We start from the raw sequence: 22,907 nt of genomic DNA, 5'->3' as shown, positions 1-22,907 counted from the left end.
ACCTCGCCAACGCCCTGATCGTCGGCCTCGCGCCACAACCAGTCGCGTTGGTCGGTTCGCGTCCAGCTCCGCCCTGGCGGCGGCCGCCCACGCCTCGTCGGACTTGGTGTGGGCCCGCGCCGCCGCGGTCGCCGCGCGCCCGCCCGCACCGGCCGCCTTGCGGGCCGCTTCCGCCGCCGACCGCGCGGCCTGGACGGCGACGCGCGAGGCCGCGGCGGCACGATCGGCGGCGTCGGCCGCCCGCCGCGCCTGCTTCCTCGCCTCCGCCGACTCCCGTCCGGCCAGCGAGGCGAGCCGCTCGGCGTCCTCCGCCTCGGCCTTGGCGGCCAGGGACTCGGCCTTGGCGCGCTCGGCCTGCGCCACCGCGGAGACCGCCTCGAACGCGGCCCGCCTGGTCGCCTCCGTGGCGCTGGTGCGCAGGTCGTTCAGCGTCTGGTTCTCGTCGTCCCTGGCCTGGGCCACGCCCCAGTCGATCTGGACGAACCGTTCCTGCATCTCCAGGCTGCCGTCCTGCAGCGCCCTGTTCGCCGCAGCCTGCACCTCGGGGCCGCCCTCGGCCATGGCGCGGTTGACGACGGCCCGCAGATCGATCCGGTACGGCAGCCGCCACCCCGTCTCGATGAACTCCCCCATCGCGCCGCGCGAGCCGTTGCGCAGCACCGCGTTCGCGGCGGCCTTGACCTCGGGGCCGCCCACCGCCTTCATCTTGTTCACGCTGGCTCGCAGGTCGATCTCGCGGGCCAGCTCCCACCCGCCGTCGAGGAACGCCGCCACCGCGCCCGGCTGCTCCGAGCGCAGGGCGGCGTTGGCGGCGGCGGCGACCTCGGGGCCGCCGAGCGCCTTGACGCGGCCGACCTGCTCGCGATCGTCGAAGGCGGCGAGCCTGGGCAGTTCGGCGAGGAAGGCGCAGACGGCCGCCCTGTCGCCGAGCAGCGCCTGCTCCGCCTTCGGGCGGACGTTCAGCCCGCCCGTCACCCATGCCTCCAGCACCACCTGCCGCTCACAGACCGGCTCCCGCGGCGGGTCCGCCGCAGGAGCCGCCGCAGGAGCCGCCGCAGTGGCGGCGGCCTGCCCGATCGGGGCGACCGACGTGAGCACCAGACCGGTGACGAGGGCCGTCCTTCCTAAAAATCTTCCGCATAACGCATTCATCGCCGTCTACTTCCGTCCTTGAGGAGAAGGGCCGGCCGGACGCCCTGGTCCGGCCGGCCGGGTGCTCAGCGAACGACCCGCAGTTCGAGGAGGGTCTCGCGGCAGTTGTCGGGGAAGTCCGGGTGGCTCTCGTCGCAGAGAGGGTCGGTACGCCCGAACTGCTCGCTCTCGTCCGCCTCGACGCGCTTGGTGCGCTCCGTGCCGGAGGCCAGGTGCCGCACGGTCGCGTCCACGTCGTGGCCGGCTCCTGGTGCGCGGCCGTCGCCCTGGACCTCCTGGACGTTCGGGATGCGCAGCTTCACGTACCCGCTCGGCGAGAGGATCTTGAAGCACACCGCCATCACGCCGAGATACGGCTCGCCGACCTGGCCCTCGCCGTTGATCAGGCCGGGGAAGACCTTGAGCGTGCCGACCCCGCCCTCCGACGGGGTGCTGCACGAGACCCAGATGATCCCGCCGTTCCCCGACAGCAACTCGAAGTTCTTCGCCTCGGCCGCGGCCGTGCCCCAGTCGGCCTGGCCGGACGTGCCGGCGTAGTCGTGGCGGAAGGTCGCCGGGTAGGCGAAACGCTCCAGGATGGAGTCGGGGCGGTGCACGGGGTACGCGACGATGTTGCGCGGTATCAGGTTGCCGTTGCTGCGGCCGACGATCCAGGCGATCCTGCTGGCCGGCCGGTAGAGGAAGAGCCGGTTCTGCGTGCCCCAGCCGAGGTCGTCCAAGGCGATGATCCGGTCCGCGGGACTCTCCAGCGCGTACCCGCCGATGCCCGCCGAGCTGTGGAAGACGGCTCTGAACGAGCTGCCCGCTTCATGCGCGAGGATCCAGGCCGTACGCGAGCCCGGGCGGTAGAGCAGCAAATGGTCCAGCTTGCCCGAGCCGTCGTAGTCGTAGGCGATGATCTGGTCGGCCGAGCTCTTCAGGTCGTAGCCGCCGATGCCGGTCGAGCTGTGGAACACGGCCCTGAACGAGGCCCCCGAGCCGCGCTCCAGGATCCACGCGATCTCCACACCCGGTCGATGGAGCACGAGGTGGTCGAGCTTGCCCGAATGGTCGTAGTCGAAGGCGATGATCCGGTCGCGGTCGTCCCTCAGGTCGTAGCCGCCGATTCCCGTGGTGGAGGTGAAGACCGGCGTGAAAGCGCCGCCCGCGCCCCGCTTGACGATCGTGACCAGCTGCGCCCCCGGCCGGTACAGCAGCAGGTGGTCCTGCTTGCCCGTCCCCTCGTAGTCGAAGGCCACCACCTGGTCGCGGGCGTCCTTCAGGGTGAACCCGCCGATGCCGTCGTGGGTCGAGGTGAAGACCGGCGTGAACGTGGTGCCGCTGCCGTGCTTGAGTATGTGGATCGTGCCGACGCCCGGCCGGTACACCACGAGGTGGTCCAGCTTCCCCGTGCCCTCGTAGTCGAAGGGGACGATCCGGTCGGCCGCGTTCTTCAGGTCATAGCCGCCGATGCCCGTCGTGGAGGTGAAGACCGGCGCCCAGGCACCCTCCGCGCCCCGCTTGACGATCGTGGCCAGCTCACCGCCCGGCCGGTAGAACAGCAGGTGGTCCTGCTTGCCTGAATGGTCGTAGTCGAAGGCCACCGCCTGGTCCCTGGCGTCATCGAAGTCGTAGCCGGCGAACCCCTCCGCCCCGTGCTCGAACGCCCGCATCGTCGCGGTGGGCTCCCGCGCGGTCGTCCGCACCCAGTTCGCCAGGCCGTCCGTCCGTTGCGCCTCGCCGCCGCGTCCCCCGTCGGCGGCCGCACCCAGGCAGCCGCCCTGCCCGGCGCCGATGGCGAGGCCGGCGAGCTCAGGGCCGCTCCCGCCCGTCCTGATCATCGGCGCGCCCGCGTCGCCCTGGCAGGCGCTCACGTCGGCGCCGTTCGCCCCGCTCCAGCCGAACGACTCCGCCCCCACGGCTCCGACCGCGACGGGCGCGGTGTGCTGCCGGTCGGGCGCCCACTCTCCCGCGGTCCGCCCGTAGCCGGCGAGCTGCAGCACGTCCCCCGCGGCGGGGGCGGCGCCGATCGCGACGGGCGGCACGTCGACCACCCGCAACGCCAGCCGGACCAGCACGAGGTCGAGGGCGTCGTGGGGATGGATCCAGGTCGCGGGCAGCACCCGCGCGCCCGTACCGGTGAGGCCGGTGCCGCCGAGCGTCACCGTCGTCGGCAGGGGCGGCGCGCCGGTCCTGACGGACCGGCTCTCGGGCGTGAAGCACGTGGCCGCGGTGAGCACCCACTGCGGGCTGATCAGGGCGCCGCTGCAGGAGTGCAGCTCGCCGACCTCGACCTTCGCGACGAAGCCCCACGCGCCGCCGGGGGCCGGTTCGCCGCCCCGGACCGCGTGGGCCGGCGTCGCGACGGCGCAGAGCGCGAGCGCGAGGGCCGTGATGGGTAAGAGCCGGATCAATCGCTGGAGGTTCACGCCACGATTCTGGAAGTCGCCCCCCGGCCGAACCAGGGCACCGACCGGCCATCGACCGGACATTTCGCTGCCCCCACGCGCTATAGGAACCGTCTATAGAGGCCAACGACATTTCCTCTTTGCTTCTCGTTCTTTTCCGGACGTAGCGTTCATTCGGTTTATACGGAAAGGACGACATGATGGAACTTGCGGGAAAGCGGGCCGTGGTGACCGGGGGAACGCGCGGCATCGGGGCGGCCGTCGTACGGCAACTCCTGGACGCCGGCGCCCAGGTGCTCACCACCGCGCGGTCCGCGGCGAGCGCGGCGCCCGAGGGGGCCGGTTTCGTCCAGGCCGACGTGCGGACCAGGGCGGGGGCCGAGAGCATCGCGGCCGCCGCGCGTGACGTGCTGGGCGGCGTGGACATCGTGGTGCACAACGCGGGCGGGGCGCAGCCGTACGAGGGTAGCGCCGACATCCCCGACGAGGTGTGGCAGGACGCGCTCGACCTGAACTACCTGGCCTCCGTACGGCTGGACGCGCTGCTCGTGCCGGGCATGCGCGAGCGACGCCGGGGCGCGATCGTGCACGTCTCGTCGGCCGCGACGCTCGCCCCGGAGGCGCCGTCGTTCCTGCACTACGCGGCGGCGAAGGCGGCGCTGGAGACCTACAGCAGGGGCCTGGCGCTGGAGCTGGCCCCGCACGGCATCAGGGTCAACACCGTCTCGCCCGGCCGGGTCGCCACGCCCGGCGGCGAGCAGACCCGGGCGCGGTGGGCTGAGGTGGCCGCGCGCATGGCCGGAGCCCCGGCCCAGAACGACACCGCCCACGCCGCCACGCCGGTGGGGCGCGACGGACTGCCCGACGACATCGCGAACGCGGTGCTGTTCCTCATTTCCGAGCGGGCGGGCTATGTGATCGGCCGCAATCTCATCATCGACGGCGGCGAATTCCCGATGGGTTGAAAGGTGTTCGACGATATGGAATTGCAGGGCAAAATCGCGCTCGTCACCGGCGGCACGTCAGGCATCGGCCTCGCCACCGCCCGGCGGCTGGCCCGGGAGGGCGCCGAGGTCGTCATCAGCGGCCGCGACGGCCGGCGCGGCAAGGACGCCGAACGCGCGGCGCAGGAGGACGGCAGCGTCCGCTACGTCCAGGCCGACATGGCGGACCTGGGCGCGGTCGCCGAGCTGGCCAGGCAGAGCGGGCCGGTGGACATCCTCGTCAACAACGCCGGCATCTTTCCCGCCGCCGCCACCCTCGACCAGACGCCGGAGGGGTACGAGGAGATCTTCGCCACGAACGTGCGCGGCCCCTACTTCCTGGTCGCCGCGCTCGTGCCGCACATGCTCGCGCGGGGCGAGGGCAGCATCGTCAACGTCAGCACGCTCGCGGCGCACCGGGGGTACGCGGGCGCGTCGGTCTACGGCGCGTCCAAGGCGGCGCTGGAGGCGCTGACCCGAGCGTGGGCCAAGGAGTTCGGGGACGGAGGCGTCCGGGTCAACGCCGTCTCGCCCGGCCCCGTTCGTACCGAAGGGGTGGTGGCCGCGTACGGCGAGGAGGGCAACGAGCCGGTGGCCCGCGGCCTCGGCATCCCCCGGACGGCCAGGCCGGAGGAGCTGGCCGAGGCCATCTACTTCCTCGCCTCACCGCGGGCCGGCTTCGTCAACGGCACCACGTTCTTCGTGGACCTGGGCGGCGGCGTGTTCTAGACCCTTCTAGAAGACCCTTCTAGACCAGAGAGCTCGTGCGCGACCAGCTCTCCTGCTGCAGCAGCTCCAGCAAGGCCGTCTCCGCCGGGCCCGCCCCGAGCCTGAGCCCGGCGATGACCGGCTGCGACACGACCGGGGACACCGGCCGCGCGAGCTGCTCATACCCGTACGGAACGGCGGAGGCCGGGACGAGCGTCACGCCCAGCCCGTGGGCGGCCCAGCGCACGGCCGTCGCCGTCTGCGTGACACGCGCGACCGTGCTCGGCGCCATCTTGTTGTCCCGCAGCACGTCGCGCAGCACGGCGTCGAGCGCGCTCTCCCGGTCGAACCGGATCCACGGCTCCCCCTCCAGCTCGCGCAGCTCGACCCGGTCCGCGGCGAGCAGGCGGTGCCCGGCGCCCAGCACCACCACGAACTCCTCGTCCCCGAGGTGGTAGGCGTCGGCTCCGCCCTCGTCGCACGTTGAGGCCACCAGCACGAGGTCGAGCACGCCGCGGCGGCCGAGCCGTTCGAGCTCGGCCGGGTTCGGCTCCTCGAAGACCGTGACCTCCAGGCGGGGGAACCGGCGGCGCAGCTTGGCCAGCGCGCTCGGCAGCTGCCGCGCGCCGAGCCCCATCTGCGCCGCGACCAGCAACTCGCCGGCCAGCTGCTCGTCCGCCCCGGCCCTGGCCATCGCCCGCGCCCGCCGCGCCGCGGTCACCGCCACCTGCGCCTCCCGCAGGAACGCCCGCCCCGCCACCGTGGGCACCAGGCCGGTCGGCATGCGAGTGAAGAGGGTGACGCCGAGCTCGCGTTCGAGGGTGCGGATCTGCTGGGAGACGGACGGCTGCGCGACCCGCAGCACCTCGGCCGCCGCCGTCACCGATCCCTCCTCGGCAACGGCCAGGGCGTACTCGTACTGACGCAGACTCATGATCCCCTCCCACCGCCCGTAATCATGTAAGCGGTGGGTACAACGCGGGGGCCGGCGCCTTTAGTCCGCTAGAGCACGGGCGGGTCGAAGTCGAAGTCGAGCCGCCTGTTCTGCTCCGCCACGATCACATCGGGGTGGCCGCGCCCGAGGACCCGCCGGTAGCGCTGCAGGGTGTCGGCTTTGAGCTCGTCCGCCTCCTGCTGTGCGCCGAGCCGCAGGAGGTCGACGACCAGGTTCGCGGCCCCCGCCAGGGTGAGCGGGTGATCCAGGCCGAACCGGGTGCGCAGCTTGCCGAGCGTGCTCTCGCCCAGCCGGATGGCCTGGTCGTGCTCATCCATCGCGGCGAGATCACTGGCGAGGTTGATCGCGCACGTGAGGGTGAAGTGGTGATCGCGTGCCAGCCTCCTGTCGAGGCCCTCGCGCGCCGCCCGGTCGAGGTCGACCGCTTCTTCCGTGCGTCCGTTGATCCGCAGCAGCAGCGCGAGGTTGGTGTCGCAGCCGTACTTGAACGGGTGGTCGTCGCCGTACATCTTCTTGAAGCGCGGCGTCAGGTCCTCCAGCAGCTCCAGTGCCTCAGCGACCTCGCCGAAGGCCCGTTGCGCGTTGGCCAGGCAGAGTCCGGCGGCCAGGGCGTCGGGGTGGTCCATGCCGGTGTTGCGCACCTGCGTGTCGAAGGTGCGGCGGGCGAGGTCCAGCGACTCCTCGACCTTGCCGTCACGCCGCTTGGCGATGGACAGGTCCTTGGCGACGCGGAGGGTCCACGGATGCTCGGGGCCGAGCTGCTCGACGCCGAACTCGTACGCGTCCTCGCCGAGGTCGCATGCCTCGCGATATTGGCCCTGCAAGCGGGTGATGCGGGCCAGGCCGTTCCAGGACGACAGGACGTTCAGGCTGCTGACGCTCGCGCCCGCGCGCTGCCGCTCGAAGGTCGTGGTCTGCAGCTCGCTGGCCTTGTCGTACTCGCCGAGCAGCAGGTAGTCGAGCGCGAGGTTGTTCATCGCCCGCAACGTGCGCCGGTGCTCAGGCCCGAAGACGCTCTCGTGGCGGCCCAACGAGTCGAGGTCGTGTTGCAGCGCCTCTCCGAAGTCGCCGCGGAACCGCAGGTCGGCGCCATGGCTGTTACGCAGCAGCAGCGTCTCTTCGTGATCCTCGCCGAGCACGTCGCGCATGCGGTTCATCAGTTGCTGGTTGAGCTCGAACGACCCCGCGATGTCCCCCAGCTCTCTGATGATGATGGCCTGGTGGCGTTGGGCGGCCAGGACGCTGTGGTCATCCCGGCCGCTGTCGGCCTGCCATTGTGCGATGAACAGCTCGACCAGCGTCTGCGCCGACTTGAAGTCGCCGGAGGAGTAGAGATAGCGGACGATGCTGAGCGCGAACCGCCGGATCAGAGGCTCACGGGAGTGATGGACGCCGGCCGGTGAGACGTGTCCCAGCAGCGCGGCGTAGCGGGGCCACGCCGCGTTGTCGTCCGGCTCGAACGACGCCACCGCGGCGGCCAGGAGGAGGTGCGCCTCACCCCGCATGGCGGCGTGCTCCGTCTTCGGGAGGTCGTCACGCAGCAGCGCCTGGATCAGCCGGTGCACCTGGAGGGTGCGGTTGGCCGAGTCGATCTTGACGAGCGCGTAGCGGCCCAGCTCGCGGATGACGCGGCTGGTCAGGATGGGGTCGGCGAGGATCTCGGCCAGCTTCGAGCCCTCGGCGTAGTCGGCGGGCAGCCGCTGGAAGAGGTCGCGCGGGATCGGCTCAGGCCCCAGGAACGCGCAGCACCGCAGCACCTCGACCGCCTTCGGCATGCGTGCGGTGAGCTGCTGCACCGACAACGTCCAGGCCGCCGACATCGACAGCGGATAGTCGGTCGGCTTGTTGGTGCCGAGCAGCCGAGTGGTCTCCTCATCCAGCAGCCGCAGGTATTCCTCGACGGAGATGCCGGTCTCCACCTGCAGGGCGCCCGCCTGCTCCAGAGCGAGCGGCAGGTCTCCCAGCGCCTCGGCCAGCTGATTCGCCTCGGCCTCGTCGATGCCCTGGCCGACCCGCTTGACGAGGAACTCGACGCTCTCCTCGCGCGGGAAGACGTTGACGGGCACCGTGGGCACCACGCCCTGCCAGCTGTGGTTGCGCGAGGTGATCAGCACGTGGCCGGGCCCTCGGGGCGCGATCGTGTTGATCTCCTCGACCTCGTCGGCGTTGTCGAAGATCAGCAACCACTTCTCGTACGGATCACCGCGCCGCAACGCGTCGAGCGCCGCCTCCGCCGCCTCTTCGACCTTCGCCGAGGCGCTGATCGGCAACCGCAGCTCGCGCGCCAGCCCCGCCAGCGACGACTTCACCAACATCGGCTGATCAGCGGGGATATACCAAACAAGGTCGTATTCGCTGCGATAGCGATAGGCGTATTCGATGGCCAGAACCGTCTTTCCGACGCCGCCCAGCCCATGGAGGGCATGCGGCACGACGGCGGCGACGTTGGACATCAAGCTTTCGTGCAGATTTCGCAACAATTGGGCGCGGCCGGTGAAGTTGTTGTTGCGCTGAGGAACTCGTCCCCAGATGGCAGGCACGCGCGCAGAATCCGGCGAATGGTGCGAAACCGACACAGTACCGCCTCCGCTAGACCGGGCCTTTAAAGCAAGCTTAGACGTCACACCGACCCCGGTGAACCCCACGGGCGGGCCGCTCTCGCCACGTCCGCACAAGCATGGGAGGATGAGGCCGACCTAGCACGACTCATGGACCGAGGAAAGCCCATGACCAGCAGTGACGCAGAATACGGCGGTGGCCTCATCGACGTGAGCGCCTGGAGCTTGATCGACCTTGACAGCCTGGATTCCGCCCCCTTGGCATACGCCCTGCGGCGGCTGGTCGAAGCCGACTCAGGTCCCGTGGCAGGATTTCAATCAGCTCTTTGACTTTTACTGGACACGTTCTAGCCTGAACCAAAACAATTATGTGACGGAAGACTTGGGCAGACGAGGTGACGGTCGGGGCGGGTGCGTTGAGGGAGCCGGACTGGGATCGGCTGATCAAGCAACTGAGCCGGGGAGACTGCACACCGCTGCTCGGCGCCGGGGCGAGTTTCGGACGATTACCAACAGGAGGCCAGCTCGCCCAATATTTCGCCGACCGCTACCAATACCCGTTCGCCGACTCTCATGACCTTGCCCGGGTCATGCAATATGCGGCATGGGTGAGCGGCGACACGGTGGAGCTGAAGCACGAGGTCTGCACCTATCTCCAGCAGTACGCGCCGGCCGAGGACGTCTGCGACGCCGACCCCCATGCGATGCTGGCGAAATTCCCCATCAAAACATTTCTCACCACCAACTACGACGACTTCATGCTGCGCGCCCTGCACCAGGAGACCGGGGGACGCAAGAAGCCGGTCAGCCAGGTCTGCTCGTGGTGGGACGTCGGGGTGGAGAAGCCGTACATCGAGCAGCCGACCGAGGCGGAGCCGCTGATCTACCACCTGCACGGCCGCTGGAACGATCCCCGGTCGCTCGTCCTCACCGAGGACGACTACCTCACGTACCTGGGAAACCTCGTGGAGGTGAACGCGTCCGCCGGTTCGCCGTTGCCCAGCACGGTGCTGCACACCATGACCGTCAGTCCGCTGCTCTTCGTCGGCTACAGCCTGCGCGACTGGAATTTCCGGGTGCTGTTCTACGGGCTGCTCAAGACGATGCCGCAGAACATGCGACGGCGGCACGTCAGCGTACAGCTCATGCCGGATCTGAACACCTCCGTCGCGGATGCCGCGGGCCGGGCGCGGGAATATCTCCAGCGTTATCTCGACGGCTGGAACATCACGATTTTCATCGGCAGTACCGAGGAGTTCTTCGAAGAACTGCGGAGCAGGATGTGAGGACGGTCGCATGCCAGTGACGGACCCGCAGGTGCAACCGTACGTCGGGCTGCGTCCCTATCGGCGTGACGAGAGCGCGCTGTTCCACGGCCGCGGCCGGGAGGCGCAGGAGGTCGCGACGCTCTGGCAGGCCGCCGGCCTCACCGTGCTCTACGGCGCGTCGGGCGTGGGCAAGACCTCCCTGCTGCACGCCGGGGTGCTGCCGCTGCTGGATCCCGAACATGCCGACGTCCTGCCCGTGGCGCGCATCGCCCCTCGGATGAGCACGGCCGCGACCCGAGGGGGGAACCCGTACGTCCGCGCCCTGCTGTCGTGCTGGACGGACCGCCCGGACCTCGGGGATCTGACGATCGCGCAGTTCCTGGACGACCGGCCCGAGCAGATGGACCGCTACGGTGACCCCGTACCGATCCTCGCGGCCATCGACCAGGCGGAGGAGATCTTCCACGGCTCGCCGATCCTGGAGAAGGAGCGCAGGGTCTTCCTCGACCAGCTGGCGGAAGCCGTCAAGAGGCACCCTGGCCTGCACGTCCTGCTGGCGCTGCGCGAGGAGTACCTCTTCCTCGTCCTGCCGCACGAGCGCCGCATCGGGCAGGGCTCGCGCAGCCGCTTCCACCTTGAGGCGCTCAGCCCCGAACAGGCCCTGGAGGTCGTGCACGGGCCGCTGCCGCGGACCGGCAGGACGATGACGCCGCAGGCCGCCGAGCTGCTCATCGACGACCTGCGCGAAGTACACTTCGAGAACGAGGCCGGCGAGACCACCACCATCAAGGTCGACACGGTGGAGCCCATCCAGCTCCAGGTGGTGTGCTCCGCCCTGTGGGAGTCGCTGCCCCCGGAGGTCGTCGAGATCACGGAGGAGCACGCCCTCCTGTACGCCCAGGTGGAGGAGTTCCTCTCGGCCTTCTACCGGCGCACCATGGCCGAGGTGGCCGCCGAGCACGGCCTGCCGGCGAGCAAGCTCCGCCTCTGGATGCGCAAGACGTTCATCACCGAGCACGGCACCAGGAACGCCGTCTACGAGGGACTCATCGAGACCGAGGGCATGCCGAACGCGATACCGCGCACCCTTGAGGACCGCCACCTCCTCCGCGCCGAGCAACGGCTCGGCATCCGCTGGTACGAGCTGACCCACGACCGGCTCATCGCCCCCGTCACCAGGTACGAGGCGCCGGAGTCGTACCTGAAGGAGGCCCGCCAGGCGGTGGAGGAACGCGACTGGGACCACGCCCACCACCTCGCCGAGCTGGCCGAGCGCGCCGCCGACGTGGACGAGGCGTGGGTACGCGCGGAGGCGGCGGAGGTCTTCGCCTGGGTGGCGCACGCCCGCGGCGACCTCGGCAGCGCCCGCCGGTACTGCGTGGAGGCGGCCGGCATCTTCTCCGAGTACCAGCGGTTCGACGGCGTGGCCCGCGCGCTGACCAAGGAAGGGCTGCTCTGGCTTGACCAGAACGACTCGGTCCAGGCCATCCAACGCATCAAGACCGCGCTGGACTACGCGCCCAACGACGTGTCCGTCCAGATCGCGCTGGCCAAGGCGCTCCAGCGGTCGAGCACGCCCAAGGCCGCTGAAACGATCATCAACGGCCTTCCGTCAGATCTTGCCCAGCAAGCGTGGAAAACGCTTCACGAACCGGACTGATTCATTATGCTCAACGGCCATGACGCACGTTCCGCGGGCCGGCAGACATTGCCCGAATGGCCGCTGACACTCGACCTGGCTGCGCTGGCGGAAAAGGGCTGGCAGCCGACCCCGTTCAGGCAATTCATCCTGAAAATTCACAGCAGATGTGATCTCGCCTGCAGTTATTGCTACATGTACGAGATGGCCGACCAGAGCTGGCGGTCACGGCCGATGCGCATGGCGCCCGAGGTGGTCGACGCGGTGGCGGCGCGGATCGCCGAGCACGTACGCGCCCATGATCTCCCATCGGTCGAGGTGATCCTGCACGGCGGCGAGCCCCTGCTCGTACGGCCTGAGGAGATCGACAAGCTGGTCGAAACGGTACGCGGCGCGGTCGGCACCGACGTCGCCTTCACCGTGCAGACCAACGGGACCCGGCTGGACCGGACGTACCTGGAGCTCTTCGAGCGGCACCAGGTCGGGGTGGGCGTCAGCCTCGACGGCGGCGAGCAGGCCCACGACCGCAACCGCCGCACCGCCGACGGCCGCGGCAGCCACCACAAGGTCGCGGCCGGCCTGCGGCTGCTCGCCGAGCCGCCGTTCCGGCACCTGTTCCGCGGCCTGCTCTGCACGATCGACCTGCGCAACGACCCCCTAGAGACGTACCAGGCGCTGCTGGCGTTCGGCCCGCCGGCCATCGACCTGCTGCTTCCGCACGGCACCTGGTCAGAACCCCCTCCCGGGCTCGACAGCGGCGACCCCGCCACGCCCTACGCCGACTGGCTGATCGCGATCTTCGATCAGTGGTATTCCGCGCCGGCTCAACCAGCCAGGGTGCGTTTGTTCGACGAGATCATCTACCTCCTTCTCGGGGGCGGGTCGGCCAGCGAACAGATCGGCCTGTCCCCCGCCGCCATGGTGGTCATCGAGACGGACGGCGAGATCGAGCAGTCGGACTTCCTGAAATCCGCCTACCCGGGCGCGCCCAGCACCGGATTTCACGTCCTTCGCGATTCCTTCGATGACGTCCTGCGGCTGCCGTCCATCGCGGCCCGCCAGATCGGCTGGTCCGCGCTGTCGGACACGTGCAAAGCCTGCGCGGTCGGCCGGGTGTGCGGCGGCGGCCAGTACGCTCATCGCTATCGGCCCGGCAGCGGCTTTCTCAACCCGTCGGTCTACTGCGCCGACTTGCTGCGGCTCATCACCCACGTCAAAGACACGATCCAGCGCGACTATCACGACGCACTGCAGAAGGACCACAGATGAACCTCGCAGAGCACCGCATTCCTGCTGCGGCCTTCGACGAACTGGCTTCGGGCGCCGGCGGAACGGCCACGGTCGAACAGCTCAAGGCCGCCCAGCGCAGCAAGCACCTTCTCCTGCTGCGGGGAGTGCTCGAAACGACGCGCAACGCCGGCCATGGCAGCTGGCCCGAGGTACGCCGGGCCTACGACCTGCTCGCCGGCATCCAGGCCGCGCATCCCGAAGCGGTCAACGCCGTGGTGCACCACCCCGCCGTGGCCGCGTGGGCCCGCCACACCATCAAGACCCTCGACGCTCCCGAGCAGATGTCCGCGCTGGCGGCGGCCGCGGCCATCCGCGCCGGCGTCGCGTGCGACCTCGACGTCACCGCGATCGACGGTGTGATCAACCTGCCCTCGCTCGGCCAGTTCGTCGTGGGCCGAAGCGTCACCACCGCGACCCTGCACTGCTCGGCCGACGGCGTGGAGGTGTCCGCCGAGGGCCTGTTCCTCCAGCTCGGCGACGACGAGCCGAGCTGGCGGCCACTGCGCGGCCTGTCCGCGCAGGCCGACGACGAGCGGCTCGACGTCCTCATCGACGACCTCCACCCGCACCGCATGCCCGGGTCCGACGCCCTGCGCGCCCCCCTCACCGAGCAGGAGGCGCGGCTGTGGCAGGACCTCCTCGACGAGGGCTGGGGCCTGCTCGTACGCGACCACCTGCCGGTGGCCAAGCAGGTGTCGGCGGCGATCACCGTCTTCACCCCGCTCGCCCCGCCGCAGGAGGGCATGGGGATGGCCAGCGCCACCTCGCGCGAGACGTTCGGCTGCATCGCCATGTCGACCCCGCCCGACGCCCACGCGCTGGCCGTCACGCTGACCCACGAGACCCAGCACGCCAAGCTGTCGGCCCTGCTCGACGTCGTGCCTCTGACCAAGCCCGACAACGGCCGCCGCTACTACGCCCCGTGGCGTCCCGACCCCCGTCCCGCCTCCGGCCTCCTTCAGGGCACGTACGCCTACGTCGGCGTCACCGGCTTCTGGGAACGCCAGCGGCACCTGGAGAGCGGCGAGTCGGCGATCCGGGCGAACGCGGAGTTCGCCCGGTGGCGCTCCGGGGCGCGCCAGGTCGCGGGCACCCTCCTCGGCAGCGGCGCGCTGACCGAGGAGGGCGAGGTCTTCGTCGGCCGGATGGCGCGCCGGCTCGACGAGTGGGCGCGCGAACCCGTGCCGGCCGCGGCAGCCGCCCTGGCCGAGGGAGCGGCGGACCGGCATCGTTCGCTGTGGCGCGAGCGCAATCAATGACGTAATTGGAGAATGACACCGCTCACTCCCAATCTATGCGGTTTAGTATCAAGTGGGAGGTGTCATGCTCCGATCTGCCCGGCGCGTCCTCAAGGATTTACGCGAGCGCAGGAATATCGACGCCTACGTCATCTCCCTGCTCTCCATCGTCTTCGCCGCCCTGACGTTGGTCGGGGACAAGGTAAGTGATCAGTTCAAGTGGGCGGTGTTGCTGGCCGGGGTCGGGGTGCTGGTGCATCAGATCACGTTGCCTCGGGGTGAGGGCCGGCTTTCGGACAGAGCCCTTGAAGACCGGACCGGTTTCGAGCAGGCGCCTTTGAAGGATCGGCTGCGGGGCAGCCGGGAAATCTGGATGTTCGCTCCTTCCGGGGTCAACTTCCTGTCCGACGAGAACTGCCGGGCGATCGGCGGGACCGTGCTGAAGCGGCATGACGGAATCGTCAAGATGGTGGTCCTCGACCCCGAGGAGACCGCGGCGGTGGACATCGCCACCCAGCAACTCGACAATGGGCTGGAATATCCGTTGCAGGCGCTGGCCGACAGCATCCGCAGCACGAAACGGATGATGGCCGCGATGGCGTCGTGGCAGTCGCCGGGGAGCCGGCAGTTCAAGTTGTTCGGTTATAACCCCGGGTTCAGTTTGGTGGCGTTCAATCCGCTGCAGCGGGACGGGGTCATCATCGTGGAGATCCACGGGGTGAGTAATACGTCGACGTCCGGGCGGATGCATCTGGAGCTGACGCGGAAGAATGCGCCGCAGTGGTATTTGTACTGGTTGGAGCAGTTCGACGTGATCTGGCGTACTGCGAAGCCGCTGCCTCTGCCGCCCACTGAGAGCGCCTTGAAGTCCGGAGACCGGCACTGAAGGTACAAATCCGGATATTTCCTACTACGGGGGAATACCACTCCCACCGCCGAGAAATTTCGAAGATCTTTTGGGCTTTTGCTGGGTCGCACTTTTGCCGACCCATCAAACTGAAGGCCGTGACGAACGATCTCACCGACGCGCGGGACCGCCTGATCTCGCCCCGCGAGCTTCACCAGGTAGCGGCCCTGCTGAACATGCCGCGTCTCCATGAGAACGCCACCCGTGACGATGACGGCGCTCCCTACAAGAACCACCAGGCCGCCCTGTACGCCGGCATCGCCGAGTGGGCGCGGCTGTCGGCGCGGGCGGCCGAACAACTCGGCGCGTCGGAGCAGCCTGAGACGACGGACGAGTTCGCTTATCTCATCGAATACACCGACAGGCACGCCAAAGGCTGGTATCCAGCACCCAGCGAGCAATCCCATGGGATGACCCTGGCCGACCGGGCCGAGACGGTCGCGCAGACCGTACTGACGCGCTACATCGCCCACCTGGCCGACCACCGCGACGACTACGAGCTCTGGCTGGTCGATTCGCTCTCCCTCCGGGCCAGCGTGTGGCACGTCAACACCGCCGAGGCCTACCCTCGCGGCCTCGGCCCCGACCGCCCCTCCTCGCCGTACGCGTTCTCGGACGCGGCCATCCCCCCGCACGCCGTGGAGATCCGCACCCCGACGCAGATCCACCGGGTCATGGACCACCGCATCCCGCCATGGCCCGACACCCTCCTCTGGGAGGCGGAACCAGAGCCCCAGGTCGGCCTCAGCCAGTCCTACCTGGCCTCCATCGAACACCGCCGCAACTGACCGACACGAGGTGGCTTCAGGAGGCGTTTGTCTGGTTTGCCGCTTGGGGCTGTGGGGACCTCGTCGATCAACGTGATCGTGGCGGGGACGCAGGCGGCGCCCAGGCGGTCCTTGACCAGGTCTCGTAGTGCCCCGAGGTCGGGGGTTCGGCCGGGGGCGGGGACCACGAAGGCGTGGGGGGCCTCGCCGGTGTCCTCGTCGGGGGCGGCTGTCACGTACGCCTCGGCCACGTCGGGTGAGGTGGCCAGGGTGCGTTCAATGGGGCCGATGTAGTGGAGTTCGGCGTTGACGATCACCACGTCTCTTGTGCGGCCCGCCAGATGCAGGCGGCCGTCGGTGTCGAAGTGGCCGAGGTCGCGGGTGCGGATCCAGCCGTCCACGAACACCTCCGCCGTCTCCTCCGGGTCGCCCCAGTAGCCGATCGCCTGGGAGGGGGTGCGGACGTACAGTTCGCCGTCCTCGCCGGACACGTCCCTGATCTCGATGTCGACGGCGTCGGGCGGGATGCCGACGGACGGAGGCGGGTCGTACGGGGTGGCCATGGAGATCATGCCGGTCTCGGTCTGGCCGTAGCCGTGGAAGACGACCGGGCCGAGCACCTCCTGGGCCTCCCTCAGTCTGGATGCCGGGATCGGGGAGCCCGAGACCATGAGGGCGCGCAGGGTGCTCAGGTCGGACGGTGTGGTGCGTTGGGCGGCCACCAGCTTGTAGAGGCGGGGCACGGTGATGACACTGCCCGTGGCCCGGTGCTGGGCGATCGCGTCGGGCAGTGACGGCGGGTCGGCGGCGACCATGGTGCCGCCTGCGGCCAGGGTGAGGATGCCGTACTCCATCATGACCTGGCTGCTCAGCGTGCCGAAGACGAGGTAGCGCTGCAGGCGGGAGGCCAGCTCGCTGATCGCCGGCGGCCAGGCGGAGGGGCGGGCGTTCCAGGCGGCGTTCATGGAGGCGTACGTCTGCGCGCAGGCTTTGGGTCTGCCGGTGCTGCCGCTCGTGTGGACGAGCCTGGCGACGTCGTCAGGGCGGCCGGACAGCACCAGCGAGCCGTCGTCGGGGATCTCCAGCAACTCCCCGAGCGGCAGCGTGACCGGGAGCGGCGTGGACAGGGCCGGTGTGGACAGGGCCGACGTGGACAGGGCCGGTGTGGGTGGCGGCGGGCTCGCGTCGGTGACGACGGCGGTGATGTCCTGGCTCAGCAGGTGGTGGAGCTGGTCGGCGGGCAGGCCCGGCCGGACGCCGACGACGCGGGCGCCCACGACGTACGACGCCATGATCGCGGCGAACGCCTCGGGTGTGACGCCGAGCCGCAGCGCCAGCCCGTCCCCGGGCCCGAGGCCCGCCGCGCGCAGTCCGGCCGCGCAACGGCGGACCAGGGCGAGCAGCTGCGCGCCGGTGACCGCGCGGTCCCCGTGTTCGAAGACGGGACGGTCACCGGCGGCGGCCAGCAGGTCCAGGACGGGGCCCGGGTACGGGTCAGCCGGCATCGGCCAGGCACTCCTTGGCGAAGGCGGTCAGCGGCTGCCGGTGCACGACCGGCAGGTCCCACTCGTTCTCCAGGTTCTCGGCCAGGTGGTGGACGGCCGTCAGCGCGCCGTCGCGGTAGTAGCGCACGACCGGGTGCAGGTAGCTGGCGTCGTGGGCGTTCTCGTAGTCGTTCTCGGCGACGCGCGGGATCGAGATGTCGAACGGGTCCACGGTGTCGTGGCCGGCGCCGTATTCGAGGGTGACGACGAAGCGGTGCCTGGCGGGGCCGAGGCCGCCGTCGGCGACGTACGCCACCGGGACCTCCTCCTGGTACAGCCCGGAGCCGTTGACGGTGACGACGTCCCCGAGCACGGCGAACTGCTGCCACAGCGCCGACGAGCGGTTGACCCGCTCGATGATGGCGTCGCTGATCGCGTCCGGGGTGGGCTCCAGCTCCTGAGCGGGCCAGGCGCCGCCGTGGTAGCGGCTGGTGAGTATGCGGTACAGGGCGCGCACGCCGTACCGGAAGCCGTGGATGAAGCCGCTGGTCGCCTTCTTGAAGTCGCGCTGCTGGGTGAGCGTGCCGGCGAAGTACAGGCCGGGGACGTTGACGGACTCGTACGCGGAGGTCTGCTCGGGGAAGCGGTCGTCGATGACCAGCGCGGGCCGGCAGGAGTCGTCGAACACGGAGGCGTCGAACCGGAACCCGGTGCACGCGATCACCCGGTCGTAGTGCAGCTCGCGCAGCGCCTCCACGGTACGCGCGTAGCGGAAGACGACCCGGTAGCGGCCGTCGTCGAGGCGTTCGATGCTCTCCACGGTGCCGTCGAGCACGGAGTTCTGGGACTTGAGCTGGTAGCTGTCGAGGAAGTTGTTGTTGACCGCGCGCAGGTGGCCGACGTAGTGCGACTGCCAGGCCATCCTGACCGAGTGCGGACCGGCGACGTGGATGACGGCGGCCTTGGCCATGAGCGCGTCGGCGGTCTCGAAGCCCGAGTTGCCCTTGCCGATGATGAGCACCCGCTGATCGGTGAAGGACGCGGGGTCGGTGTCGAAGGTGTCGTACCGTTCGGCGGTCTCGATGCCGGGGATGGGCGGCACGTTGAGCTGGGAGACGCCGGTGGCCATGATGAGGCGGCGGCCCTGCCGGGTTCGTCCCGCGGCGTCGGTGACGGTGAAGCCGTCGTCGCCGCGCCCGATGCGGACGACGTCGACGCCGTGACGCACCCGCACGCCGGTCTTCGCCGCGAAGTCGGCGAGGTAGCGGAGGAGGTCGTCGGCCTGCGGGAAGTACTCCTCGCTGTAGCGGGTGAACAGCAGGTCGGGGTCGTCGCTGAGCAGCGAGTTCCAGTCCATGCGCAGCCGCTGTTCGGGGTCGGCGTACCCGGTGTGCACCTTGTTGATGGAGATGAGCCGGCGGTGTCGCGGGAACCGGGTGAAGAACGTGCCGGGCCCGGGCCCGCGTTCGAGGACGACATAGTCATGACCGTGGCGTTCCAGCTGTGCGGCGAGCTGTAGCCCGGCCGGTCCGGCTCCGATGATCACGTAATCATGCGCCATGATCTGGAAGCTAAGGACGAATTCTCAGAGGTTTCTGAGAATTACCGCCCTATGGTCCGGACATGAGCGACATCGAACTCACCGCCCCGCTCTGTCCCGCCGACCTCCGCCGCGCCGCGGCTCCCGTGTCCGTCGTGGTGGACGCGAGCGTACGGGGCCGGGTCGAGCGCGGCCGTGGCCACCTGCGCGAGGTGCTGAAGGAGGAGGACCGCCCGGTGTACGGGGCGACGACCGGGTTCGGAGCGCTGGTCGGGTTCGCCGGGCGGGAGGACGAGGCCGGCCAGTGCGACAACACGCTCGCCCATCTCGGCGCGGGGCAGGGCCCTGACCTGCCGCTCGACGTGGCCAGGGCGGCGCTGCTGGTGCGCGTGTGGTCGCTCGCCCAGGGCCTGTCCGGGGTGTCGGCGCACGTGGTGGACGGGCTGGCGGCGATGTTCGGGACGACGTTCGTCCCGGCGGTCCCGCGCTACGGCTCGGTCGGCGCGAGCGGCGACCTGATCCCGCTGGCCTACGCCACGCAGGCGCTGCGCGGCCGGGGGCACGCGTACGTCGAGGGCCGGCGCATGCCCGCCGCCGACGCGCTGCGCGAGAGCGGGCTGAGCCCGCTGGCGCTGGACGGCAGGGACGCGCTCGCCCTGGTCAACGGCACCTCGCTCACCACCGCCGCGACCGCCCTGGCGCTGGAGAGCGTGCGCGCCGCGCACCGGGCCGTCCAGACGCTGACGTGCCTGCTGGCCGACCTGCTCGGGTGCGACCCGCAGTTCCTCGATCCGCGGCTTCTGGACGCGTACGGGCATCGCGGCGCGGCGGACGTCGCCGACGGCATGCGCAAGACCCTGGCCGGGGCACGCCCTTCGGGGACGCGGGCGCTGCAGGAGCCGTACAGCATCCGCTGCTCGCCGCAGCTGCTCGGCGCGGCCGAGGACGCGCTGCGGTACGTGGACGGCGTCGTCGCGGCCGACCTGTCGAGCGTCTCCGACAACCCGCTGTTCTTTCCCGACGACGATCTCGTGGTGCACGGCGGCAACTTCTTCGGCCAGCCGGCCGCGTTCGCCTCCGACGTGCTGGCGATGGTCGTCGCGCAGCTCGGCAACCTCGCGGAACGGCAGCTCGACCTGCTCGTCGACCCGGCGCGCAACGGCGGGCTGCCGCCGATGCTGGCCGCCGGGCCCGGACGGCAGCACGGCATGCAGGGCGTGCAGCTCGCGACGACGGCGTTCGTCGCGGAGCTGCGGCGTGCGGCGGTGCCGGCCGGCATGCAGAGCCTGCCGACGAACCTGCACAACCAGGACGTGGTGCCCTTCGGGACGCAGGCGGCGTTGCGGGCGTACGACATGGCGGGGCTGCTGCGGCTGCTGTGCGGCTCGCTGGCCGTGGGACTGCGGCAGGCCGCGCACGTCGGCGCGCGCCGGCCGACCGCCCCGGCCTGCGCGGCGCTGCTCGACGCGCTGGCCGAGGCGATCCCGCCGATCGACCCGGACCGGCCGCTGGACGCCGACGTCCGCACGGCCGCCGACCTGCTCACCGGGGCGGCCATGTCGGTAAAGTGACGGAATGGCAGGTGAGCAGCAGCCGAGCGCGCGGGTCGACAGCTGGATCTGGGCGGTGCGGCTGACCAAGACCCGGTCGGTCGCGGCCGACGCCTGCCGGGGCGGTCACGTGCGGGTCAACGGCGTACGCGTCAAGCCGGCCCACGCGATCCGTCCCGGCGACGAGGTGCGGCTGCGGCACGACGGCCACGAACGGATCGTCGTCGTCTCGAAGATCATCAGCAAGCGGGTGGGCGCGGCGGTGGCCGCCGAGTGCTACGTCGACAAGAGCCCTCCCCCGCCGCCGCGCGAGGAGGCCGTGACGGTCGCCGTACGCGCGCGGGGCGCGGGCCGTCCCACCAAGCGCGAGCGCCGCAGCATCGAGAAGCTGCTGGGACGGCGGGACTAGCGGGCCGCCCCGGCACTTTGCCTCGGGCGGTTCCACCACAGGGAGAGCGCCAGGGCGGCGCCGATGAGCAGCGCGCCGCCCGCGGCGAAGCCGGCCGCGGTGTCCACCTTCTCGCGGACGACGGTGAACGCGCCGGGCAGCGAGTCCAGGGCGGTCTCCAACTCGTCGGCGTTCTCGGCGCGGTGGTACGAGCCGCCGGTCGTCTCGGCAATCTGCTTGAGCGCGGGCTCGTCGATCATGCGGACGTTGCGTCCCCTGTCGAAGCCGCCCCTGCCCCAGCCGCCCCACGAGCCGAAGCCACGGCCGTCGAACTGGGAGTTCTCGCACACCATGGGCGACGGCGTGGTGGTGCCGAAGCCGATCGGGAAGACCCGGACGTGCCGCAGGGCCGCCTCCTGGGCGGCGGTCTGCGGGTCGACGCCCTGGGTGTTGGCGCCGTCGGTGAGCACGACGATCGCGGCGGCGGCGTAACCCCCGTCGCCCGCGTCGCCGGCGGGCGGGGTCGCGCCGGTGGGGGCGACGGACGGGTCCACCTCGGCGATCGCGTCGATCGAGGTGAGCATGGCCTGGCCGATGGCGGTGCCGCGGGCCGTGGTCAGGTTCTCCATGGCTTTGATCAGCGCGTCAGTGTCGTCGGTCGGCGGGACGAGCAGGCCCGCGGTGCCGGCGAACGTCACCAGCCCGATGCGCGGCCCGCCGCGCTGCGACTCGATGAACGCGGCGGCGGCCTTCTTGGCGGCCGTCAGGCGGTTGGGCTCCACGTCCGTCGAGCACATGGAGCCCGAGGTGTCGAGGGCCAGCAGGATCGTCGTCGACCGCTGCGCCACCGGCACCTCCGCCTGCGGCCTCGCGGCCCCGACCGCGAGCAGCGCCAGGCCCGCGACGAACAGGGCCGGCGGGATCTTCCTGATCCACCGCGTACGCCCCGGCACGGCGGTGCGGACCAGCGCGATCGACGTCACGCGTACGGCGGCCCGCCGCCGGCGGCGCAGCGCCCACCAGCGCACGGCGAAGATGAGCGGGATGACCAGCGCGAACAGCAGGGCCCACGGCCACGAGAACGTCACTCAGACCACCTGCCAGGACGTCCGGTTCAGAAGCATTCAGATCACCCGTCCAGAGCGGAGCACGGTGAGCGCCGCTCCCGCGGTGAGCAGCGCGAGGGCGAGCCAGATCAGCCCGCCGGCGAGGGGCAGCGGCTCGTCGGACACGGTGAGCCGCAGGTCGATGGTGTCGGCGATGCCGTCGAGCCGGGCGGCGTCGGAGGCGGGGTGGTAGTCGCCGCCCGTCGTCTGCGCGATCTTGGTCAGCGTCTCCTCTTCCAGCGAGGTCTGCAGGTTGTAGCCGTCCACCTTGACCGTCGCGCCCGCCGTGGTGCCGACGCCGACCGTGTGCACCTGGACGCCGGCCGTCTGCGCCACCTCGGCGGCCTTGTCGAGGCCCTGGCCCTGGTTCTGGCCGTCGGAGAACAGCACGATCGTCGCCGACGGCCAGTAACCGATGTCCGGGACGTTCCCGTCCTTGTCGATCGTCACCTGCTTGCCGCTGATCGCCGTCAGCGAGACCGCGATGGCCGCGCCCAGCGAGGTGCCGCCGGCGACCTTCAGCCGGTCGATGGCCTTGAGCGCCTTGGCGTGGTCGGCGTCGGGGCGGGCCGTGGTGAGCGCGCCCCGTTCGAACGCGACGACGCCGATGTCCACGCTGTCCGGCTGGGCCGCCACGAACGCGCGGGCCGCCCGTTGCGCCGCCGCCAGCCTGGTGGGGGCCACGTCGTCGGCGCCCATGCTGTTGGAGACGTCGATGGCGAGGATGACGGTGCCCGCCGTACGCGGCACCGGCACCATGGCCGTCGGCCCCGCTGTGGCGATCGCGAGCACCGCGACGCCGGCGATCGTCAGCCCGGCGCCGAACCACGTACGGCGTCCTCCGGCCAGGGCGACGCCGGCGGCGGCGAGCGCCGCTTTGCGGCGGCGCCCCGACACGACGACCGCCCAGCCGAGCGCCACCGTCACCAGCAACCCGACGACCAGCGACAACGGCGAGGACAGCGTCATGACATTTCCTCCACCGGT

19 protein-coding genes are annotated in these 22,907 nt (G+C 70.6%); 11 read left to right on the top strand and 8 right to left on the bottom strand.

What is annotated here, in order from left to right:
* Positions 1 to 1,098 (bottom strand): ALF repeat-containing protein (locus ABZW11_RS11355; RefSeq protein WP_355415188.1); only part of this gene is annotated, 1,098 nt, incomplete at its 3' end.
* Positions 1,099 to 1,217: 119 nt separating this feature from the next.
* Positions 1,218 to 3,560, bottom strand: a complete 2,343-nt coding sequence (locus ABZW11_RS11350; RefSeq protein ID WP_355415186.1) for a S1 family peptidase — start codon at positions 3,558 to 3,560, stop codon at positions 1,218 to 1,220.
* Positions 3,561 to 3,739: 179 nt separating this feature from the next.
* Here ABZW11_RS11350 and ABZW11_RS11345 point away from each other — a divergent pair, with 179 nt between their 5' ends.
* Both ABZW11_RS11345 and ABZW11_RS11340 read left to right on the top strand, forming a co-directional pair.
* Positions 3,740 to 4,504 carry an oxidoreductase gene (locus ABZW11_RS11345; protein WP_355415184.1) on the top strand — a complete coding sequence of 255 codons (765 nt, stop codon included), beginning with the start codon at positions 3,740 to 3,742 and terminating at the stop codon, positions 4,502 to 4,504.
* Between the two features lie 15 nt (positions 4,505 to 4,519).
* Positions 4,520 to 5,251 (top strand): SDR family oxidoreductase, encoded by a 732-nt coding sequence (locus tag ABZW11_RS11340; protein WP_355415182.1) that lies wholly within the window; start codon positions 4,520 to 4,522, stop codon positions 5,249 to 5,251.
* A 19-nt stretch (positions 5,252 to 5,270) separates the two neighbouring features.
* Here ABZW11_RS11340 and ABZW11_RS11335 read toward each other — a convergent pair whose 3' ends face one another.
* Positions 5,271 to 6,164, bottom strand: a complete 894-nt coding sequence (locus ABZW11_RS11335) for a LysR family transcriptional regulator (protein ID WP_355415180.1) — start codon at positions 6,162 to 6,164, stop codon at positions 5,271 to 5,273.
* Between the two features lie 68 nt (positions 6,165 to 6,232).
* Positions 6,233 to 8,725: an FxSxx-COOH system tetratricopeptide repeat protein gene (gene fxsT, locus ABZW11_RS11330; RefSeq protein WP_355415178.1), complete on the bottom strand. Its 2,493-nt coding sequence runs from the start codon at positions 8,723 to 8,725 to the stop codon at positions 6,233 to 6,235.
* Positions 8,726 to 8,911: 186 nt separating this feature from the next.
* Here fxsT and ABZW11_RS11325 point away from each other — a divergent pair, with 186 nt between their 5' ends.
* From ABZW11_RS11325 to ABZW11_RS11295, 7 genes are all read left to right on the top strand, one after another.
* The gene (locus ABZW11_RS11325) at positions 8,912 to 9,073 is read left to right on the top strand and encodes a hypothetical protein (RefSeq protein WP_355415176.1); all 162 of its coding nucleotides are present in this window, start codon (positions 8,912 to 8,914) and stop codon (positions 9,071 to 9,073) included.
* A gap of 65 nt (positions 9,074 to 9,138) precedes the next feature.
* Entirely contained in the window at positions 9,139 to 10,029 is an 891-nt protein-coding gene (locus tag ABZW11_RS11320; RefSeq protein ID WP_355415174.1) for an SIR2 family protein, read from the top strand.
* A 10-nt stretch (positions 10,030 to 10,039) separates the two neighbouring features.
* The gene (locus tag ABZW11_RS11315) at positions 10,040 to 11,671 is read left to right on the top strand and encodes a tetratricopeptide repeat protein (RefSeq protein WP_355415172.1); all 1,632 of its coding nucleotides are present in this window, start codon (positions 10,040 to 10,042) and stop codon (positions 11,669 to 11,671) included.
* Between the two features lie 6 nt (positions 11,672 to 11,677).
* Positions 11,678 to 12,919, top strand: a complete 1,242-nt coding sequence (locus ABZW11_RS11310; RefSeq protein WP_355415170.1) for an FxsB family cyclophane-forming radical SAM/SPASM peptide maturase — start codon at positions 11,678 to 11,680, stop codon at positions 12,917 to 12,919.
* Positions 12,916 to 14,199: an HEXXH motif domain-containing protein gene (locus ABZW11_RS11305; protein WP_355415168.1), complete on the top strand. Its 1,284-nt coding sequence runs from the start codon at positions 12,916 to 12,918 to the stop codon at positions 14,197 to 14,199. Before ABZW11_RS11310 ends, ABZW11_RS11305 begins: the two co-directional genes overlap by 4 nt.
* 64 nt (positions 14,200 to 14,263) lie before the next feature.
* Positions 14,264 to 15,064, top strand: coding sequence for a hypothetical protein (locus ABZW11_RS11300; protein WP_355415166.1), 801 nt, complete (start codon positions 14,264 to 14,266; stop codon positions 15,062 to 15,064).
* A 119-nt stretch (positions 15,065 to 15,183) separates the two neighbouring features.
* Positions 15,184 to 15,873: a hypothetical protein gene (locus ABZW11_RS11295; protein WP_355415164.1), complete on the top strand. Its 690-nt coding sequence runs from the start codon at positions 15,184 to 15,186 to the stop codon at positions 15,871 to 15,873.
* Here the strand turns inward: ABZW11_RS11295 and ABZW11_RS11290 are convergent.
* Positions 15,840 to 17,357, bottom strand: coding sequence for a fatty acid--CoA ligase family protein (locus ABZW11_RS11290; RefSeq protein WP_355415162.1), 1,518 nt, complete (start codon positions 17,355 to 17,357; stop codon positions 15,840 to 15,842). The two genes, ABZW11_RS11295 and ABZW11_RS11290, sit on opposite strands and share 34 nt — an antisense overlap.
* A complete protein-coding gene (locus ABZW11_RS11285) occupies positions 17,347 to 18,897 on the bottom strand; it encodes an NAD(P)-binding domain-containing protein (RefSeq protein ID WP_355415160.1) in 1,551 nt (516 codons plus the stop codon). The genes ABZW11_RS11290 and ABZW11_RS11285 overlap by 11 nt, the downstream gene beginning before the upstream one ends.
* Before the next feature lie 62 nt (positions 18,898 to 18,959).
* On the opposite strand from ABZW11_RS11285, the gene ABZW11_RS11280 reads away from it, so the two are divergent.
* Together ABZW11_RS11280 and ABZW11_RS11275 are read left to right on the top strand one after the other, a co-directional pair.
* Positions 18,960 to 20,447: an aromatic amino acid ammonia-lyase gene (locus ABZW11_RS11280; protein ID WP_355415158.1), complete on the top strand. Its 1,488-nt coding sequence runs from the start codon at positions 18,960 to 18,962 to the stop codon at positions 20,445 to 20,447.
* Between the two features lie 4 nt (positions 20,448 to 20,451).
* Positions 20,452 to 20,835, top strand: coding sequence for an RNA-binding S4 domain-containing protein (locus tag ABZW11_RS11275; RefSeq protein WP_355415156.1), 384 nt, complete (start codon positions 20,452 to 20,454; stop codon positions 20,833 to 20,835).
* Here ABZW11_RS11275 and ABZW11_RS11270 read toward each other — a convergent pair.
* Together ABZW11_RS11270 and ABZW11_RS11265 are read right to left on the bottom strand one after the other, a co-directional pair.
* Complete coding sequence (locus tag ABZW11_RS11270; RefSeq protein WP_355415154.1) at positions 20,832 to 21,902, bottom strand: VWA domain-containing protein; 1,071 nt, start codon at positions 21,900 to 21,902, stop codon at positions 20,832 to 20,834. The two genes, ABZW11_RS11275 and ABZW11_RS11270, sit on opposite strands and share 4 nt — an antisense overlap.
* Positions 21,903 to 21,938: 36 nt before the next feature.
* Positions 21,939 to 22,889, bottom strand: a complete 951-nt coding sequence (locus ABZW11_RS11265; protein WP_355415152.1) for a VWA domain-containing protein — start codon at positions 22,887 to 22,889, stop codon at positions 21,939 to 21,941.
* Between the last annotated feature and the right edge of the window lie 18 nt (positions 22,890 to 22,907).

This window comes from Nonomuraea sp. NPDC004580 (genome assembly GCF_040609855.1).
GTDB classification, from domain to species: Bacteria; Actinomycetota; Actinomycetes; order Streptosporangiales; family Streptosporangiaceae; genus Nonomuraea; species Nonomuraea salmonea.
Note: the sequence above shows the minus strand (reverse complement) of the source record. Positions and strands in the feature narration are given on the sequence as shown.

Bases quoted from the DNA above. Each gene is read 5' to 3' on its own strand.
- ABZW11_RS11290 (WP_355415162.1), bottom strand. From the start codon at position 17,357: ATGCCGGCTGACCCGTACCCGGGCCCCGTCCTGGACCTGCTGGCCGCC.
- ABZW11_RS11300 (WP_355415166.1), top strand. From the start codon at position 14,264: ATGCTCCGATCTGCCCGGCGCGTCCTCAAGGATTTACGCGAGCGCAGG.
- ABZW11_RS11310 (WP_355415170.1), top strand. From the start codon at position 11,678: ATGCTCAACGGCCATGACGCACGTTCCGCGGGCCGGCAGACATTGCCC.
- ABZW11_RS11280 (WP_355415158.1), top strand. From the start codon at position 18,960: ATGAGCGACATCGAACTCACCGCCCCGCTCTGTCCCGCCGACCTCCGC.
- ABZW11_RS11305 (WP_355415168.1), top strand. From the start codon at position 12,916: ATGAACCTCGCAGAGCACCGCATTCCTGCTGCGGCCTTCGACGAACTG.
- ABZW11_RS11325 (WP_355415176.1), top strand. From the start codon at position 8,912: ATGACCAGCAGTGACGCAGAATACGGCGGTGGCCTCATCGACGTGAGC.
- ABZW11_RS11335 (WP_355415180.1), bottom strand. From the start codon at position 6,164: ATGAGTCTGCGTCAGTACGAGTACGCCCTGGCCGTTGCCGAGGAGGGA.
- ABZW11_RS11345 (WP_355415184.1), top strand. From the start codon at position 3,740: ATGGAACTTGCGGGAAAGCGGGCCGTGGTGACCGGGGGAACGCGCGGC.
- ABZW11_RS11275 (WP_355415156.1), top strand. From the start codon at position 20,452: ATGGCAGGTGAGCAGCAGCCGAGCGCGCGGGTCGACAGCTGGATCTGG.
- ABZW11_RS11265 (WP_355415152.1), bottom strand. From the start codon at position 22,889: ATGACGCTGTCCTCGCCGTTGTCGCTGGTCGTCGGGTTGCTGGTGACG.
- ABZW11_RS11340 (WP_355415182.1), top strand. From the start codon at position 4,520: ATGGAATTGCAGGGCAAAATCGCGCTCGTCACCGGCGGCACGTCAGGC.
- ABZW11_RS11285 (WP_355415160.1), bottom strand. From the start codon at position 18,897: ATGGCGCATGATTACGTGATCATCGGAGCCGGACCGGCCGGGCTACAG.
- ABZW11_RS11315 (WP_355415172.1), top strand. From the start codon at position 10,040: ATGCCAGTGACGGACCCGCAGGTGCAACCGTACGTCGGGCTGCGTCCC.